General features: G+C 64.7%; 10 protein-coding genes and 3 rRNA genes. 6 read left to right on the forward strand and 7 right to left on the reverse strand.

Annotated features, from left to right (window positions below; all coding sequences use genetic code 11):
- The first annotated feature begins 28 nt into the window (after positions 1 to 28).
- From CRP49_RS14595 to rrf, 4 genes are all read left to right on the forward strand, one after another.
- Entirely contained in the window at positions 29 to 580 is a 552-nt protein-coding gene (locus tag CRP49_RS14595) for a MarR family winged helix-turn-helix transcriptional regulator (protein ID WP_097253749.1), read from the forward strand.
- Positions 581 to 1,225: 645 nt separating this feature from the next.
- Positions 1,226 to 2,751 (forward strand): 16S ribosomal RNA (locus tag CRP49_RS14605).
- A gap of 296 nt (positions 2,752 to 3,047) precedes the next feature.
- Positions 3,048 to 6,167: ribosomal RNA gene (locus CRP49_RS14610) — 23S ribosomal RNA — on the forward strand.
- A gap of 85 nt (positions 6,168 to 6,252) precedes the next feature.
- A 5S ribosomal RNA gene (gene rrf, locus CRP49_RS14615) occupies positions 6,253 to 6,368 on the forward strand.
- The 16S, 23S and 5S rRNA genes sit together here, the layout of an rRNA operon.
- 54 nt (positions 6,369 to 6,422) lie before the next feature.
- Here the strand turns inward: rrf and CRP49_RS14620 are convergent.
- Entirely contained in the window at positions 6,423 to 6,971 is a 549-nt protein-coding gene (locus CRP49_RS14620; protein WP_097253750.1) for a cysteine hydrolase family protein, read from the reverse strand.
- An 82-nt stretch (positions 6,972 to 7,053) separates the two neighbouring features.
- Here CRP49_RS14620 and CRP49_RS14625 point away from each other — a divergent pair, with 82 nt between their 5' ends.
- Positions 7,054 to 7,614 carry a GNAT family N-acetyltransferase gene (locus CRP49_RS14625; RefSeq protein WP_179851617.1) on the forward strand — a complete coding sequence of 187 codons (561 nt, stop codon included), beginning with the start codon at positions 7,054 to 7,056 and terminating at the stop codon, positions 7,612 to 7,614.
- A 4-nt stretch (positions 7,615 to 7,618) separates the two neighbouring features.
- Here the strand turns inward: CRP49_RS14625 and CRP49_RS14630 are convergent, their stop codons facing one another.
- From CRP49_RS14630 to CRP49_RS14655, 6 genes are all read right to left on the reverse strand, one after another.
- Positions 7,619 to 9,121 (reverse strand): type IV secretory system conjugative DNA transfer family protein, encoded by a 1,503-nt coding sequence (locus CRP49_RS14630; protein WP_097253752.1) that lies wholly within the window; start codon positions 9,119 to 9,121, stop codon positions 7,619 to 7,621.
- A 16-nt stretch (positions 9,122 to 9,137) separates the two neighbouring features.
- Complete coding sequence (locus tag CRP49_RS14635; RefSeq protein ID WP_094216959.1) at positions 9,138 to 10,550, reverse strand: ATP-binding protein; 1,413 nt, start codon at positions 10,548 to 10,550, stop codon at positions 9,138 to 9,140.
- Positions 10,551 to 10,564: 14 nt separating this feature from the next.
- Positions 10,565 to 12,124: an SCO6880 family protein gene (locus CRP49_RS14640; RefSeq protein ID WP_097253753.1), complete on the reverse strand. Its 1,560-nt coding sequence runs from the start codon at positions 12,122 to 12,124 to the stop codon at positions 10,565 to 10,567.
- On the reverse strand, positions 12,121 to 13,452 hold the full coding sequence (locus tag CRP49_RS14645) for a hypothetical protein (RefSeq protein ID WP_097253754.1): 1,332 nt from the start codon (positions 13,450 to 13,452) through the stop codon (positions 12,121 to 12,123). Before CRP49_RS14645 ends, CRP49_RS14640 begins: the two co-directional genes overlap by 4 nt.
- Positions 13,442 to 14,263 (reverse strand): hypothetical protein, encoded by an 822-nt coding sequence (locus CRP49_RS14650; RefSeq protein WP_094216962.1) that lies wholly within the window; start codon positions 14,261 to 14,263, stop codon positions 13,442 to 13,444. Before CRP49_RS14650 ends, CRP49_RS14645 begins: the two co-directional genes overlap by 11 nt.
- Before the next feature lie 168 nt (positions 14,264 to 14,431).
- Positions 14,432 to 14,740, reverse strand: a complete 309-nt coding sequence (locus tag CRP49_RS14655) for a hypothetical protein (protein ID WP_014673544.1) — start codon at positions 14,738 to 14,740, stop codon at positions 14,432 to 14,434.
- Positions 14,741 to 15,465: 725 nt separating this feature from the next.
- On the opposite strand from CRP49_RS14655, the gene CRP49_RS14660 reads away from it, so the two are divergent.
- Complete coding sequence (locus CRP49_RS14660; protein ID WP_097253755.1) at positions 15,466 to 16,401, forward strand: DNA/RNA non-specific endonuclease; 936 nt, start codon at positions 15,466 to 15,468, stop codon at positions 16,399 to 16,401.
- The last annotated feature ends 5 nt before the right edge of the window (positions 16,402 to 16,406 follow it).

Genomic DNA, 16,406 nt, shown 5'->3' on the forward strand with positions numbered 1-16,406 from the left:
CAAAGTGGCTCCGTGCGATACTGCGGCCATGTCCGAGACCCCCGGCGGCGTCACGGAGCCGACGCTCGAAGAACAGATCGCCGCCTACCAGCGCGAGTTCCTGGACCTCGATCCCCAGGTCGAGAAGATCGTGTCGGCGCTGTCCCGGCTGAACCGCCGTATGAACGTCGCCTACGGCCGCCAGACCGCCGCCCTCGGCATCGGCAACGCCGACTGGGAGGTCCTCAAGGCGCTGGTCCTCTCCGGCGTCCCGTACCGCATGGGCCCCAGCGACCTCGCCAAGCGACTCGGCCTCACCCCGGCCGCCATGACCCACCGGATCGACCGCATGGTCGCCGAGGGGCTGGTCACCCGGGAGCGCGACGAGTCCAACCGCGTCCGGGTGATCGTCGAGCTGACTCCCGAGGGCCGGGAGAAGTGGCTGGAGGCGATGCGTCTCGCGAGCGTCTTCGAGGAGGACCTGCTCCAGGACCTCACCCCAGCGGAGCGCGCGGTGCTCGGCGAGGTCCTGACCAGGCTGCTCCGCCGGGTGGAACACGCCCAGCCGGACGCCGGCGGCCGCCTCAGCGACCTGGACTGAGGCACCGGTAAAAGATCTTGACAGGGATGGTTGACACACCCCTGAGCGATCCGTAAAGTTCTCCGGGTTGCCGCAGAGCCGTAACGGTTCTTCGACAGCACCTCCGCCGCTTCGAGCGGCACCTCACTCCACCAGCACGATCTCCCGATGGGATTGATTTCGGCGTGCCCGAATTCAATTCGAATAGGGACTCGGCGGCCCGATTGGGAATCGCCGGGCGGATCCGCTAAGGTTTGAGACGTCGGAACGGCCCAACAGCCGTGAAGACAAGCCCCGCTGACTGGGGGTCAGACGCCGAAAGGATCTGATAGAGTCGGAACCGCCGGAAAGGAAACCGCGAGAGCGGAAACCTGGAAAGCACCGAGGAAATCGGATCGAGAAAAGATCTGATAGAGTCGGAAACGCAAGACCGAAGGGAAGCGCCCGGAGGAAAGCCCGAGAGGGTGAGTACAAAGGAAGCGACCGTTCCTTGAGAACTCAACAGCGTGCCAAAAATCAACGCCAGATATGTTGATACCCCGTCTCCGGCCATCACGGCTGGGACGAGGTTCCTTTGAAATAACACAGCGAGGACGCTGTGTCCGAGAGGATCATTCCTCCTCTTGGACCGCTCTCGTGATGTGTGCACCGGATTACCGGTAAACATTCACGGAGAGTTTGATCCTGGCTCAGGACGAACGCTGGCGGCGTGCTTAACACATGCAAGTCGAACGATGAAGCCCTTCGGGGTGGATTAGTGGCGAACGGGTGAGTAACACGTGGGCAATCTGCCCTTCACTCTGGGACAAGCCCTGGAAACGGGGTCTAATACCGGATACGAGCCTCCAAGGCATCTTGGGGGTTGGAAAGCTCCGGCGGTGAAGGATGAGCCCGCGGCCTATCAGCTTGTTGGTGAGGTAATGGCTCACCAAGGCGACGACGGGTAGCCGGCCTGAGAGGGCGACCGGCCACACTGGGACTGAGACACGGCCCAGACTCCTACGGGAGGCAGCAGTGGGGAATATTGCACAATGGGCGAAAGCCTGATGCAGCGACGCCGCGTGAGGGATGACGGCCTTCGGGTTGTAAACCTCTTTCAGCAGGGAAGAAGCGAAAGTGACGGTACCTGCAGAAGAAGCGCCGGCTAACTACGTGCCAGCAGCCGCGGTAATACGTAGGGCGCAAGCGTTGTCCGGAATTATTGGGCGTAAAGAGCTCGTAGGCGGCTTGTCACGTCGATTGTGAAAGCCCGAGGCTTAACCTCGGGTCTGCAGTCGATACGGGCTAGCTAGAGTGTGGTAGGGGAGATCGGAATTCCTGGTGTAGCGGTGAAATGCGCAGATATCAGGAGGAACACCGGTGGCGAAGGCGGATCTCTGGGCCATTACTGACGCTGAGGAGCGAAAGCGTGGGGAGCGAACAGGATTAGATACCCTGGTAGTCCACGCCGTAAACGGTGGGAACTAGGTGTTGGCGACATTCCACGTCGTCGGTGCCGCAGCTAACGCATTAAGTTCCCCGCCTGGGGAGTACGGCCGCAAGGCTAAAACTCAAAGGAATTGACGGGGGCCCGCACAAGCGGCGGAGCATGTGGCTTAATTCGACGCAACGCGAAGAACCTTACCAAGGCTTGACATACACCGGAAAGCATTAGAGATAGTGCCCCCCTTGTGGTCGGTGTACAGGTGGTGCATGGCTGTCGTCAGCTCGTGTCGTGAGATGTTGGGTTAAGTCCCGCAACGAGCGCAACCCTTGTTCTGTGTTGCCAGCATGCCCTTCGGGGTGATGGGGACTCACAGGAGACCGCCGGGGTCAACTCGGAGGAAGGTGGGGACGACGTCAAGTCATCATGCCCCTTATGTCTTGGGCTGCACACGTGCTACAATGGCCGGTACAAAGAGCTGCGATACCGTGAGGTGGAGCGAATCTCAAAAAGCCGGTCTCAGTTCGGATTGGGGTCTGCAACTCGACCCCATGAAGTCGGAGTCGCTAGTAATCGCAGATCAGCATTGCTGCGGTGAATACGTTCCCGGGCCTTGTACACACCGCCCGTCACGTCACGAAAGTTGGTAACACCCGAAGCCGGTGGCCCAACCCCTTGTGGGAGGGAGCTGTCGAAGGTGGGACTAGCGATTGGGACGAAGTCGTAACAAGGTAGCCGTACCGGAAGGTGCGGCTGGATCACCTCCTTTCTAAGGAGCATCTAGCTGCCGCAAGGCAGCCAGAGCCACTACGCCAGCGAATGTCTGGCGGTGGTTAGCTCATGGGTGGAACGTTGATTATTCGGCACACTCGGTCTGCTTCTCTTCCTAGTACTGCTTCGGCGTGGAACGGATGAAGAAGAAGGCGAGGGTGTCGGGCACGCTGTTGGGTGTCTGAGGGAATGGTTTTCCTCAGTCGCCGGCCCCAGTGCACTCGAATCTTGTGGTTCGGGGTGATGGGTGGCTGGTCGTTGTTTGAGAACTGCACAGTGGACGCGAGCATCTGTGGCCAAGTTTTTAAGGGCGCACGGTGGATGCCTTGGCACCAGGAACCGATGAAGGACGTGGGAGGCCGCGATAGTCCCCGGGGAGTCGTCAACCAGGCTTTGATCCGGGGGTTTCCGAATGGGGAAACCCGGCAGTCGTCATGGGCTGTCACCCGCTGCTGAACACATAGGCAGTGTGGAGGGAACGAGGGGAAGTGAAACATCTCAGTACCCTCAGGAAGAGAAAACAACCGTGATTCCGGGAGTAGTGGCGAGCGAAACCGGATGAGGCCAAACCGTATGCGTGTGAGACCCGGCAGGGGTTGCGCATGCGGGGTTGTGGGATCTCTCTTCTGTCGTCTGCCGGCGACAGGACGAGTCAGAAACCGTTGATGTAGGCGAAGGACATGCGAAAGGTCCGGCGTAGAGGGTAAGACCCCCGTAGTCGAAACGTCAGCGGCTCGTTTGAGAGACACCCAAGTAGCACGGGGCCCGAGAAATCCCGTGTGAATCTGGCGGGACCACCCGCTAAGCCTAAATATTCCCTGGTGACCGATAGCGGATAGTACCGTGAGGGAATGGTGAAAAGTACCGCGGGAGCGGAGTGAAATAGTACCTGAAACCGTGTGCCTACAAGCCGTGGGAGCGTCGGAATGTGCTTGCACATTCTCGTGACTGCGTGCCTTTTGAAGAATGAGCCTGCGAGTTTGCGGTGTGTTGCGAGGTTAACCCGGGTGGGGAAGCCGTAGCGAAAGCGAGTCCGAATAGGGCGCTTCAGTAGCACGCTCAAGACCCGAAGCGGAGTGATCTAGCCATGGGCAGGTTGAAGCGGAGGTAAGACTTCGTGGAGGACCGAACCCACCAGGGTTGAAAACCTGGGGGATGACCTGTGGTTAGGGGTGAAAGGCCAATCAAACTCCGTGATAGCTGGTTCTCCCCGAAATGCATTTAGGTGCAGCGTCGTGTGTTTCTTGCCGGAGGTAGAGCACTGGATAGGCGATGGGCCCTACCGGGTTACTGACCTTAGCCAAACTCCGAATGCCGGTAAGTGAGAGCGCGGCAGTGAGACTGTGGGGGATAAGCTCCATGGTCGAGAGGGAAACAGCCCAGAGCATCGACTAAGGCCCCTAAGCGTACGCTAAGTGGGAAAGGATGTGGAGTCGCACAGACAACCAGGAGGTTGGCTTAGAAGCAGCCACCCTTGAAAGAGTGCGTAATAGCTCACTGGTCTAGTGATTCCGCGCCGACAATGTAGCGGGGCTCAAGCGTACCGCCGAAGTCGTGTCATTGCAGCATATAGCCCCAACGGGTGCTGTGATGGGTAGGGGAGCGTCGTCTGCCGGGTGAAGCAGCACCGGAAGGTAGTTGTGGACGGTTGACGAGTGAGAATGCAGGCATGAGTAGCGATACAAACGTGAGAAACGTTTGCGCCGATTGACTAAGGGTTCCTGGGTCAAGCTGATCTGCCCAGGGTAAGTCGGGACCTAAGGCGAGGCCGACAGGCGTAGTCGATGGATAACCGGTTGATATTCCGGTACCCGCTGTGAAGCGTCAAACATCGAACCTATTGATGCTAAGGCCGTGAAGCCGTTCCGGACCCTTCGGGGAAAGGAAAGTGGTGGAGCCGCTGACCCAAGATGGTAGTAGGTGAGTGATGGGGTGACGCAGGAAGGTAGTCCATCCCGGGCGGTGGTTGTCCCGGGGTAAGGGTGTAGGACGTGAGGTAGGCAAATCCGCCTTGCATGTAGTCTGAGACCTGATGCCGAGCCGATTGTGGCGAAGTGGATGATCCTATGCTGTCGAGAAAAGCCTCTAGCGAGTTTCATGGCGGCCCGTACCCTAAACCGACTCAGGTGGTCAGGTAGAGAATACCGAGGCGTTCGGGTGAACTATGGTTAAGGAACTCGGCAAAATGCCCCCGTAACTTCGGGAGAAGGGGGGCCATTCCTGGTGAGAACACTTGCTGTTCGAGCTGGGGGTGGCCGCAGAGACCAGCGAGAAGCGACTGTTTACTAAAAACACAGGTCCGTGCGAAGCCGTAAGGCGATGTATACGGACTGACGCCTGCCCGGTGCTGGAACGTTAAGGGGACCGGTTAGCTCCATTTCGGTGGGGCGAAGCTGAGAACTTAAGCGCCAGTAAACGGCGGTGGTAACTATAACCATCCTAAGGTAGCGAAATTCCTTGTCGGGTAAGTTCCGACCTGCACGAATGGCGTAACGACTTCTCGACTGTCTCAACCATAGGCCCGGTGAAATTGCACTACGAGTAAAGATGCTCGTTTCGCGCAGCAGGACGGAAAGACCCCGGGACCTTTACTACAGTTTGATATTGGTGTTCGGTTCGGCTTGTGTAGGATAGCTGGGAGACTGTGAAAGCCATACGCCAGTATGGTGGGAGTCGTCGTTGAAATACCAGTCTGGTCGTGCTGGATGTCTAACCTGGGTCCGTGATCCGGATCAGGGACAGTGTCTGATGGGTAGTTTAACTGGGGCGGTTGCCTCCTAAAGAGTAACGGAGGCGCCCAAAGGTTCCCTCAGCCTGGTTGGCAATCAGGTGTTGAGTGTAAGTGCACAAGGGAGCTTGACTGTGAGACCGACGGGTCGAGCAGGGACGAAAGTCGGGACTAGTGATCCGGCGGTGGCTTGTGGAAGCGCCGTCGCTCAACGGATAAAAGGTACCCCGGGGATAACAGGCTGATCTTCCCCAAGAGTCCATATCGACGGGATGGTTTGGCACCTCGATGTCGGCTCGTCGCATCCTGGGGCTGGAGTCGGTCCCAAGGGTTGGGCTGTTCGCCCATTAAAGCGGTACGCGAGCTGGGTTTAGAACGTCGTGAGACAGTTCGGTCCCTATCCGCTGTGCGCGTAGGAGTCTTGAGAAGGGCTGTCCCTAGTACGAGAGGACCGGGACGGACGAACCTCTGGTGTGCCAGTTGTTCTGCCAAGGGCATGGCTGGTTGGCTACGTTCGGGAGGGATAACCGCTGAAAGCATCTAAGCGGGAAGCCTGCTTCGAGATGAGGACTCCCACCCACTTGATGGGGTAAGGCTCCCAGTAGACGACTGGGTTGATAGGCCAGATATGGAAGCCCGGTAACGGGTGGAGTTGACTGGTACTAATAGGCCGAGGGCTTGTCCTCAGTTGCTCGCGTCCACTGTGTTGGTTCTGAAACCACGAACAGCCCCATGTGGCCACGCATGGTCTGGTTGTCAGTTTCATAGTGTTTCGGTGGTCATAGCGTGAGGGAAACGCCCGGTTACATTCCGAACCCGGAAGCTAAGCCTCACAGCGCCGATGGTACTGCAGGGGGACCCTGTGGGAGAGTAGGACGCCGCCGAACAAATTTTGGGAAAACCCCCGCATCTTCGATGCGGGGGTTTTCTGCGTTCACGTGCTAGAAGGTCACCTCGGCCGTCTCCACGGTCCCGCCCTGGCGGCCGGGGGCGCTGTGCCATCTCCAGTAGAGGTTGGTGTGGGCGATCACCTGCTCCGGGGCGGGAGCGCCGTACTTGGACAGGTCCTCCGTGGTGTGGGCGTCGGCGACCAGCGTCGTGTCGTACCCGCGGACGATCGCGCCGTGCAGGGTGGAGCGGATGCAGGCGTCCGTCTGCGCGCCCGTGACGAGGAGCCGGCCCACCTTCCGCTCGGCCAGCACGGACTCAAGGTCGGTGTCCTCGAAGGAGTCCCCGTACTTCTTGTGGATGAGGGGCTCGCTGTCCTGGCGGGTCAGCTCCGGCACGTACTGCCAGGTCTCGCTGCCGTACGCCAGCTCCTCGTCGGAGTGCTGCACCCAGACGACCGGCACGTCCGCCGCGCGGGCCTTGTCGATCAGGGTGTTGATGTTCGCGATGACGTCGTCGCGGTTGTGGGAGTTCGCCACCACGCCGTTCTGCACGTCGATGACGAGCACTGCGGTGTTGGGTCGATCGGGAAGGGTGGTCATGGGGCCACAGTAGGACCGGCCACTGACAATCGGGCCTGAATATCGGGTGAGGGGTGCCGGGGGTGCGGGCTACCGTGGCTCCATGAGTAGCCCGACCAGCGATGACTATGTCGTCCGTGCGATACGACCCGACGAGTGGGCCGCCGTGAAGCAGTTGCGTCTGGACGCGCTGCGGGATCCGGTCGCGCCCATCGCCTTCCTGGAGACCTACGAGGACGCCCTGGACAGGCCGGACTCCTTCTATCAGGAGCGGGCCGTCAGATCCGGTGAAGGGTCCGGCTCGGCACGGCAGTTCATCGCCGAGGCGCCGGACGGGAGCTGGGCCGGCACGGTCACCGTACTGCTGGAGGAAGCCGGGACCAAGGACTGGGCCGGGTATCCGGTCGAGCGGCGGCAGGGGCATGTGGTCGGTGTGTTCGTGCGGCCGGAGCACCGGGGTAACGGGCTGATCAAGGTTCTGTTCGACGCTGGTGTGGCCTGGGCGTGGGAGCAGGGTGCCGAGCGGGTACGGCTGTTCGTCCACGCGGACAACGCGCGGGCGCAGGGGGCGTACCGCAAGCTGGGGTTCGGGCCGAGCGGGCTGGTGGTGTCGTTCGTGAAGGACGAGGCCGAGAACGAGCTGGAGTTCGTTCTGGAGCGGTAGTCCGTCAAGCGGGGAGTTCCTGGTGGGGCCAGCGGGATCTGGCCTGTTCGCGGGAGCGGAGCAGGGCGAGGGTGGGCATTCCCTGGTCGGCTCCGGTGGCCAGCAGGTCCGGCAGCTGGGGGAGCGGCGCCACGGCCGCGATGTCGTCCAGGACCAGGGTGAGTGGTGGGTCGAGCCGACCGGAGGATGACCGTTCGGCCATGCGCCGGCCGCGCTCGACCACGCTCGAGACGAGGGCCGTCAGGAGGGGCATCGCGCCTGGGTTGGTCCTGGGGTCCTCGATGGATTCACCGACCACATAAAGCGTGCCCCCTTCGTGGACGAAGGAATCCAAGGCGAGCGCATCAGTTCGGTTTGGAGTGCAGGCCTCGCGGATGTTGACCGTGAAGAGCGCGGAGAGGGCCCGGCTGGTCAACTCCTGGGCCATGTCGCGGCGTTCGGGGTGTGCGGTGAGGGTGGCTTCGAGTTCGCCTGCGGCGCCGGGGGCGGCCTTGGGGTGGGTACGGAGGGTGCGTACGGCGTCCTGGATCTGGGTGCCCTGGGACCAGCGGTGGACGTGGCGGATGGTGCGGTTCTCCAGGGCGGCGGCGTGGAGGTAGCTCCGCAGGAGCGTTGTCGCTGTGTCCGCCACTGCTTGGTCGATCTTGGCTGTGGGTTGGACGGGGCTGAGGAGGGCGGTGGCTCTCTGCAGGGCCGTCTGTTTGTCTTCGCAGCCTGTGGTGGGGGACCAGTGGAGGCGGGCGGGGGTGTCGCAGCGGTGGGTGGGGTCGTAGAGGAGGGTGGGGCCCAGTTTGGCTCTGGCGTCCTTGGTTTCCGACCAGAGGGCGGGGTTCGAGGTGACGACCACGGTGGGCCCTTGTGCGTCCTGGATGGCCTGGGTTGCCGCTGTGTGGCGGGCTGCGGGTGCTCCGTAGCGCACCGCGCCTTCGGTGCGGTGTGTTTCCCACTCACCCGCCCGTTCGCCGTCGGTCGAGAGGTGCTCCACCGGCTCGGGTTCGGGTTCCGGTTCCGGTTCCGGTTCCGGTTCCGTGCGGGGTACTGGGACCTCGTAGTGCGTTTCCGGTGCTGGAGCCGACGCCGTCGACTGTGCCCGCCCCTTCGTCGCCCCCCGCTCGAACGCCCTCCGTACCTTTCCCGCTCGCCACCGTGCCACTGTCCCCATCACGAACAGGGTCAGGACGAAGAGGATCATCAGTTGGCCGATGAGCAGGCCCCAGAAGAGGCCCCAGCCGGAGAGTTGGGTGGTGGGGGTGTCCGGCCAGGCGCCGGCGAGGTCGTGGGGCCGGCCGATGAGGTGGCGCATGGCCAGGGGGGTGCGGGTGAAGGTGACGCCCTTGGGCCAGGCGCCCTTGGAGAAGAGGGCCGCCAGACCCGTGGCCGTCCACACCAGCAGGGTCATGCCGAGGAGGAAGCCGAGTATGCCGATCAGGAGGCCGTCGGGGATGCCGCCCTGGCCTTCCCGGCGGTTGTCACGGCTGTCGTGACGGTCGCGGTCGTCCGGTCTCACGCTCTGCCCCTCCGCCCTACGCCACCGTCGATTCGGAGTCGCCCAGGTGCTGCTCCACGAAGGCCGCCGCCCGCTGCTCGGCCTCCAGCTCGGCCGCGCGCAGGGCGTCGTCGGCCACCAGGTCGCTGGAGGACTCGGTCATCGCGCGGTCGGTGAAGACCAGCGGGCGTTCCGTCTCTGTGACCAGGTGTTTGACCACCTGGACGTTGCCGTTGACGTCCCAGACGGCGATGCCGGGGGTGAGGGTGGGGATGATCTCCACGGCCCAGCGCGGGAGGCCCAGTACCCGGCCCGTGGCCCTCGCCTCGTCCGCCTTCTGGGCGTAGATGGTCCTGGTCGAGGCCATTTTGAGGATCGCCGCCGCTTCCTTCGCGGCCGCGCCGTCCACCACGTCGGACAGGTGGTGGACGACCGCGACGAAGGACAGGCCCAGCCGTCGGCCGAACTTCAGCAGGCGCTGGAACAGCTGGGCCACGAAGGGGCTGTTGATGATGTGCCAGGCCTCTTCGACGAGGAAGATGCGCTTCTTGCGGTCGGGGCGGATCCAGGTGTGCTCCAGCCACACGCCGACGATCGCCATCAGGATCGGCATGGCGATGGAGTTGCGGTCGATGTGGGACAGGTCGAAGACGATGAGAGGGGCGTCCAGGTCGATGCCGACCGTCGTCGGGCCGTCGAACATGCCGCGCAGGTCACCGTCGACCAGGCGGTCCAGGACCAGGGCCACGTCCAGGCCCCACGCCCGTACGTCGTCTATGGCGACGTTCATCGCCTCGGCCGACTCCGGCTCGGGGTGCCGTAGCTGTTCCACGATGTCGGTGAGGACCGGCTGGCGGTCGAGGATGGACTCGTTGACGTAGGAGTGGGCGACTTTGAGGGCGAAGCCGGAGCGTTCGTCCAGGCCGTGGCCCATCGCGACCTCGATGATGGTGCGCAGGAGCGCCAGCTGGCCCGTCGTCGTGATCGCCGGGTCCAGGGGGTTCAGGCGGATGCCGTGGTCCAGGGCCGCCGTCGGGTCCAGACGGATGGGAGTTATTCCCAGCTCCTCGGCGATGAGGTTCCATTCGCCGACCCCGTCCTCGCCCTGTGCGTCGAGGACGACCACCTGGCGGTCGCGGAAGCGCAGCTGCCGTAGGACGTACGTCTTCTCCAGGGCCGACTTGCCGTTGCCGGACTCGCCGAGGACCAGCCAGTGGGGGGCCGGGAGTTGCTGGCCGTAGAGCTGGAAGGGGTCGTAGATGTAGCCCTTCCCGGAGTACACCTCGCGGCCGATGATGACGCCGGAGTCGCCGAGGCCGGGCGCGGCGGTCGGCAGGTAGACCGCCTGGGCCTGGCCCGTGGAGGTGCGGACCGGCAGGCGGGTCGTCTCGACCTTGCCGAAGAGGAAGGACGTGAAGGCGTCGGTGAGGACGGACAGCGGGTCCCGCATCAGCGCATCAGCCCCTACCTTCGAATGCCGGTGGCGAAGGGAAGTGTGTTCACGAAGGCCCGGTGGTGCTCGCGGTCGCACCACTCCAGCTTCAGGTACGACTTTCCTGCGGAGGCCCTTATGGTCCGTTTGTCGCGGTTGAGGGCCTCCGGGGAGCGGGAGGAGACGGTGATGTAGCCGACGAGGTTCACGCCCGCCGCGCCGCTCGCCAGGTCCTCGCCGCGCTGGTCGAGGCGGTTGTGCGCGGCGATGTCCCGCGGGTCCACCGTGCGGTTCATCTTGGCGGCGCGGGAGGCCTCGGCCTCGTCGTTGGTCTTCTCGGTCAGCATGCGTTCGATGGCTACCTCGGTGGGTTCGAGATCCATCGTCACGGCGACCGTTCGGATGACGTCGGGGGTGTGGACGAGCAGCGGCGCGAGGAAGTTGACGCCGACGGGGGTCATCGGCCACTCCTTCACCCAGGCCGTGGCGTGGCACCAGGGGGCGCGGGTGTTGGACTCGCGGGTCTTGGCCTGGAGGTAGGTGGGCTCCATGGCGTCCAGCTCGGCCGGCCAGGCGTTGCGCCGGGTCATCGCCTGGATGTGGTCGATGGGGTGGTCCGGGTCGTACATGGAGTGGATGAGGGAGGCGAGCCTGCCCTGCCCGAGGGGCTGGCGTACCCGGATGTCGGCCTCCTGGAGGCGCGAGCAGATGTCGGTCAGCTCACGGGCCATGACGACGGCCAGGCCCGCGTCCCGGTCCAGCTTGCGCCCGGCCTGGGGCCGCGCGGCCCGTGCCATGGCCTGGGCCTCGGCGGCCAGTTCGCGGGTGTAGTGCATGCAGGCGACGAGGTAGGCGCGGTGCTGCTCGCTGCTGGTGGAGACCATGGACTGGAGCTGGTCGTACGACCGGGCCAGCCAGTCCGCCGCCTTCTCGTCCCCGCGCAGGGCGACGTCCTTGGCATGGGCGTCGGGGTCGGCGGGGAGGGTGCGGGCGAGCATCTGGATGCGGGTGACGAACCCGTCGCCGTTGGCCACGTGCTTGAGCAGCGTGCCGAAGCGGTCGACGAGGGCCTCCTGGTCCTCGGAATCGCGCAGGCCGACGCCGGGGCCCTCGATCTCGATGGCGGCCGTGACCGTCCTGCGGTCGGCGTGCAGGAGTACGGCGATCTCGTCGGGGCCGAAGGGGGCGGCGAGCCAGCTGATCCGCCCGATTCCCGGCGGCGGTCCGATCTCGACCTCGCGCCCGTCGAGCCGCGTACCGGCCTCGACCGCACCGGAGCGGTACGTGGCCCCGCGCTTGACGGTCCGCTTGTACGAGCGGTTGATCTCGAACCACTTGTAGAACGTGCGGCGCTTGTACGGCACGTAGACCGCGGCGAGCGCGAGCAGCGGGAAGCCCGTGAGCAGCACGATCCGCATGGACAGGACCGGGACGAGGAGGCCGCACATCATGCCGAGGAACGCGCCGGCGATGATCAGCGCGATCTCGCCGGACTCACGGTTCCGGCCGACGATCGCGTTCGGCCGGGCGCGGCCGATGAGATACGTACGGCGGGGCGTGACCGGATGGGACAGGTGGGACTCGGTCGTCAACGCCCTTCACCTCCCGAGCGGTTGCTGTTGCGGGTGTTGCTGGCGTGCGGGGTGTTGGCCGGGCTGGGTGCGCGCGGCGCGGGCGCGGCGGAGGGGACTGCTCCGCCGCCGCCCTGGGGGGTACGGCTGCTGTGGGCGGCGACGCCGCCGGAGGCGGGGTTGGCGGGGCGGGCGCTGCTGGAGCCGCCTCCGCCCCCTCCGTTGTTGTCGGCGCGGGTGCTGTGGGTCTTGATGCCCTGGGCGACGAGGGTGGCGGGGGAGCTGATGACGGCCGCGGCCTTGCCCTCGGCGCCCTGCATGATGCGGTTGTTGCGGCCGTTCGCGATCTCGTCGCCGAAGCCGGGGACGAAGCGGTAGATCATCGCGCTGGCGAAGATGGCGAGCAGGATGATGGCGAGGCCGGAGACGACGGCGGAGAAGGCGTCGGGGCCGCTGTCGCCGGAGAGGGCGCCGGCGAGGCCGAGCACGATGACGATCACCGGTTTGACCAGGATGACGGCGATCATGATCCCGGCCCAGCGCCTGACGTGTCCCCACAGGTTCTTGTCGACCAGGCCCGCGTAGACGACGGTGCCGAGGAGGGCGCCCACGTAGAGGAGGGCGGCGCGGATGACCAGCTCCAGCCAGAGGACGCCGGCGGCGAGGATGCTGACCAGGGAGACGACGATCAGCATGATCGGGCCGCCGCCGATGTCGTTGCCCTTGTTGAGGGCGCCGGAGAAGGTGCCGAAGAAGGTGTCCGTCTGGTCGCCGGTCGCCTTCGCGAGTACCTCCGTCACGCCGTCGGTGGCTGATACGACCGTGTAGAGGATCAGCGGGGTGAACGCGGAGGCGAGGACGGTGAGCCAGAGGAAGCCGACGGCTTCGCCGATCGCGGTGGTGAGGGGCACGCCTCGCACGGCCCGCTTGGCCACGGCCAGCAGCCACAGCAGGAGGGTGAGGATCGTGGACGCCGCGAACACGACGGCGTATTGCTGCAGGAACTTCGTGTTCGTGAAGTCGACGTTCGCGGTCTCCTTCACGGCACCACTGAGCTTCCCGATCGTCCAGGAGGCGGCGTCGGCACAGCCCTTTGCCAGGGAGGCGAGGGGGTCGAGGGTGTCGGTGAGGGGGTTGTCGGTGGTGGCGCCGCCGGAGCCTCCGCCGGAGTTGTCTTTTTCGCAGAACTGTTTGGCGGCGCCCCGGATCAGGTCACAGGGGTCGTTGCTCTTCGTGGGGGACGGAGTGGGACTGGGCGCGGCTACGGCGTGGGTGGCCAGCAGCAGCGTCGTCGTCTGAACGGCTCCGAGGACCGCCGAGATCTTGAGGATGCGGTGGTTAGCGCGCATACGTGAACCCTCCGTACTCCTCGACGGCCTTCGTCATGTCGTCGGCGGTGGAAGCCGTCTGATCGCGGCCCACGGGGACGGGGCCGTCCTTCTGCTGGAAGTCGGTGACCTTCCAGTCGTTGTCGACCCACTTCAGTTCGTACGTCGTGGTGTACCAGCTCTCGGTGACCGGGTTCTTCGAGGCTTCACCGGAGAGGCCGAACAGCGAGGTGTACCAGACCTCGACCGTGGTGGCGTCCGTCCCCGACGAGGTGACCTTGGTGCCGACGGGGATGACTCGGGAGACGAACGTCTGGCCCTTCGGAGCGGAGCCGTCCTTGGCCAGGCCGATGTTGGAGAGGAACTTCTCGTTGGAGTAGGCGCTGTCCATGGCCGACTGCTTGGCGGTTGCGACATCCCGGGCGTAGACAGCGTCGACGATCTGGTGCCGCCAGGCGGTGTTGAACATCTCGGCCGACCCCAACGCCACCGCATAGTTAGCGGCAGCGCTCTCCGCCCCCTGCCCGCTGTGCGCGAACCCCGAAGGAATCCCCCCGCTCTTCGACTCCACCGGCTTGGTCCCGCTCGCCGCCGTGGAGGAAGTTCGCGGCTGGTCGCCCTTCCCGGTCGAGCCGTCGGCAGACGAACCGTCTCCCCTGTTCGCGAAGGCGATCGCTGCGATGAGGAGGACGACCACGCCGACCACCGTGATCAGGCCCCGGGAGGAGGAGCGGCCGGTTCTGCGGGGTGCGCCGCCGTAGGGGTCGCCGCCGGGCAGGCGGGTTCGGGTCTGGCCCGTTTCGGGGTAACCCTGCTCGTCTGTGGGACTCATGCCGCGTATGCCCCCTCCACCTCGTAGAGATACGACGGTAGCCGTGCTGGTTCCCGCGCGGGCGCGGTGTGGTGACTCGACATCAGGGAAACGCAACCTCTGCCGGTGGGCACGACGGATGGGTGGGGTGGAGGGGGACGACCGGGCGCGCCCGGAGCAGAAGGGGCGTCAGACCGCCATGCCGTACACGATCGTGAACAGTGTGCCGAGGGAGCCGATGATGAAGACCCCGGTGAGACCGGCGATGATCAGGCCCTTGCCCTGTTCCGCGCTGAACGTGTCACGCAGGGCCGTCGCACCGATCCGCTGTTTGGCCGCACCCCAGACCGCGATGCCGAGGCAGAGCAGGATGGCCACGGCCATCACCACCTCGATCATCACCTTGGCCTCGTTGCCCAGGCTGCCGAAGGGGCCCCAGTCCGGAGCGATCCCGCCGATGATGGTGTTGATGTCTCCCTTGTCGGCCGCAAAGAGCATGTAAGTCACCGCCCCTGGTGGGTAGTTCCGCGTTGCCCCTGCCGTGTGCAGAGGTCAGGTCTCATTCTCGCCGACAACGTCGCGGTCGTATGTCGACTTGACGTCATTGACTGGCGGGTTTCGTACGAATACCTCGTACGGTCACTCTGTGTATCACGGCAGGTCACGCCGGGCAACGAGGCCTGAGCGGAACCTGTCGTGTGGTTCCGTCGTTGACCCCCTTTACGGCCAGGCAGGGTTTCTGACGGCTGGTCGGGTAGGCAGCTGTCGGCCGCGGTTGGCTGTCATGCCCCTCGCACGGGTGAATCCTGGCCGCCTCTATGGCAAGCGTGACCAAGGTACCGCTCATGGTCCGGCCGCCGCGCGGCCCGCCCGGCTGGACCGGGGCCGCCGGTGCACTAGGCACACTCATGCGGAAATCCCTCGCATAGATCCAGCCACCTTGCCGGGACAGGCGTTGCTCCCGCGATATCCATACGCGAGCATGTTCGACCGACTGTGAGGCTCATACGGTGCCGGAGCGCGAGGTGACATCCGGTTGCGGGCCACGCGCGTGGCGGTGACATGCGGGGACTGGGGGAACCGTGGCGGGATGGCCGGTGAGAGAACTCACACCCGCCCAGTGGACCTTTACTCCGCCATTGCGTAACTCGCAGTCGTGAAGTTACGACCGGCAACTAGGGGCGTACATCCGTGCAGTCAACGGAGGGGGAAGACGCCAAGTCATGGGTGACAGCGGCGAGATACTCGACATCAAGATCGCCGATACCCTCGTCGCGGGCACCGCCCTGGCCATCTTCACCGCGGGCATCTCCGAGGGTGCCGCCGTGGCGGCCGCGGCGACGGTCACCGAACTCGCCGGCACCCTGGGCGTGACGGTCACCACCGAGATCGCCGCCATCGCCGGCACCACCCTGTCCACTGCCGCCTTCGCCGGCATCGAGTCCGTCACCGTCGACCTCGCCGTCACCCAGCCCGTCTCCATTGCCCTGGGGGAGCAGAAGGGCGGGCTCGACCTCGACGAGGCACATGAGGCGGGGCTGTACGGGGCTCTTACCGGGGGACTGCTCGGCGGAGGGGGTGCAGCGGTCCGAGCCGCAGGCAATGCCGGTGGCTGGACGGAACTTCTGGGTGGAGTACGGATACCAGGAATGGCGCCGCAGGTGGCGCTGCCCGGTGGCCTGGCTGCCAGCACGGATGACCTGGGTGTGGCACTCCGCACGGGTCGAGGAGGTGGCTACGGAGCGGTCCGCCAGCCACCGCCGTACTGCAAGCCGCTCGACGCCCTCGACCGGGCCCAGGGCGTCGAGACGACGATCACCAAGTCGATGCTCAACACGGGTACCAAGGCCAGCAGGCGTGTCAAGCCACCGGATTGGGCCGGGGAAACGGCCAACCACACCCGAGGACACCTGCTCGCGAAGTCCTTGGGCGGTGACGGGGCCGCCCCGGAAAACATCGTGATCATGTACGACAAGGCAAACAACGAGGTTATGAAGGACCTGGAGCAGGAGATCTATAAGGTGGTCGACGCCGGTCACGACGTGCAGTACTCGGCGACGCCCGTCTACAGGAACCCCACAGACCTGATCCCCTCCGGCGTTCACGTGACCGCCAAAGGCGGTGGCCTCGACATCGACCAAACCATCATCAACAAGTAGGCAGC

This window comes from Streptomyces sp. Ag109_G2-15, from assembly GCF_900215565.1.
GTDB classification, from domain to species: Bacteria; Actinomycetota; Actinomycetes; order Streptomycetales; family Streptomycetaceae; genus Streptomyces; species Streptomyces diastatochromogenes.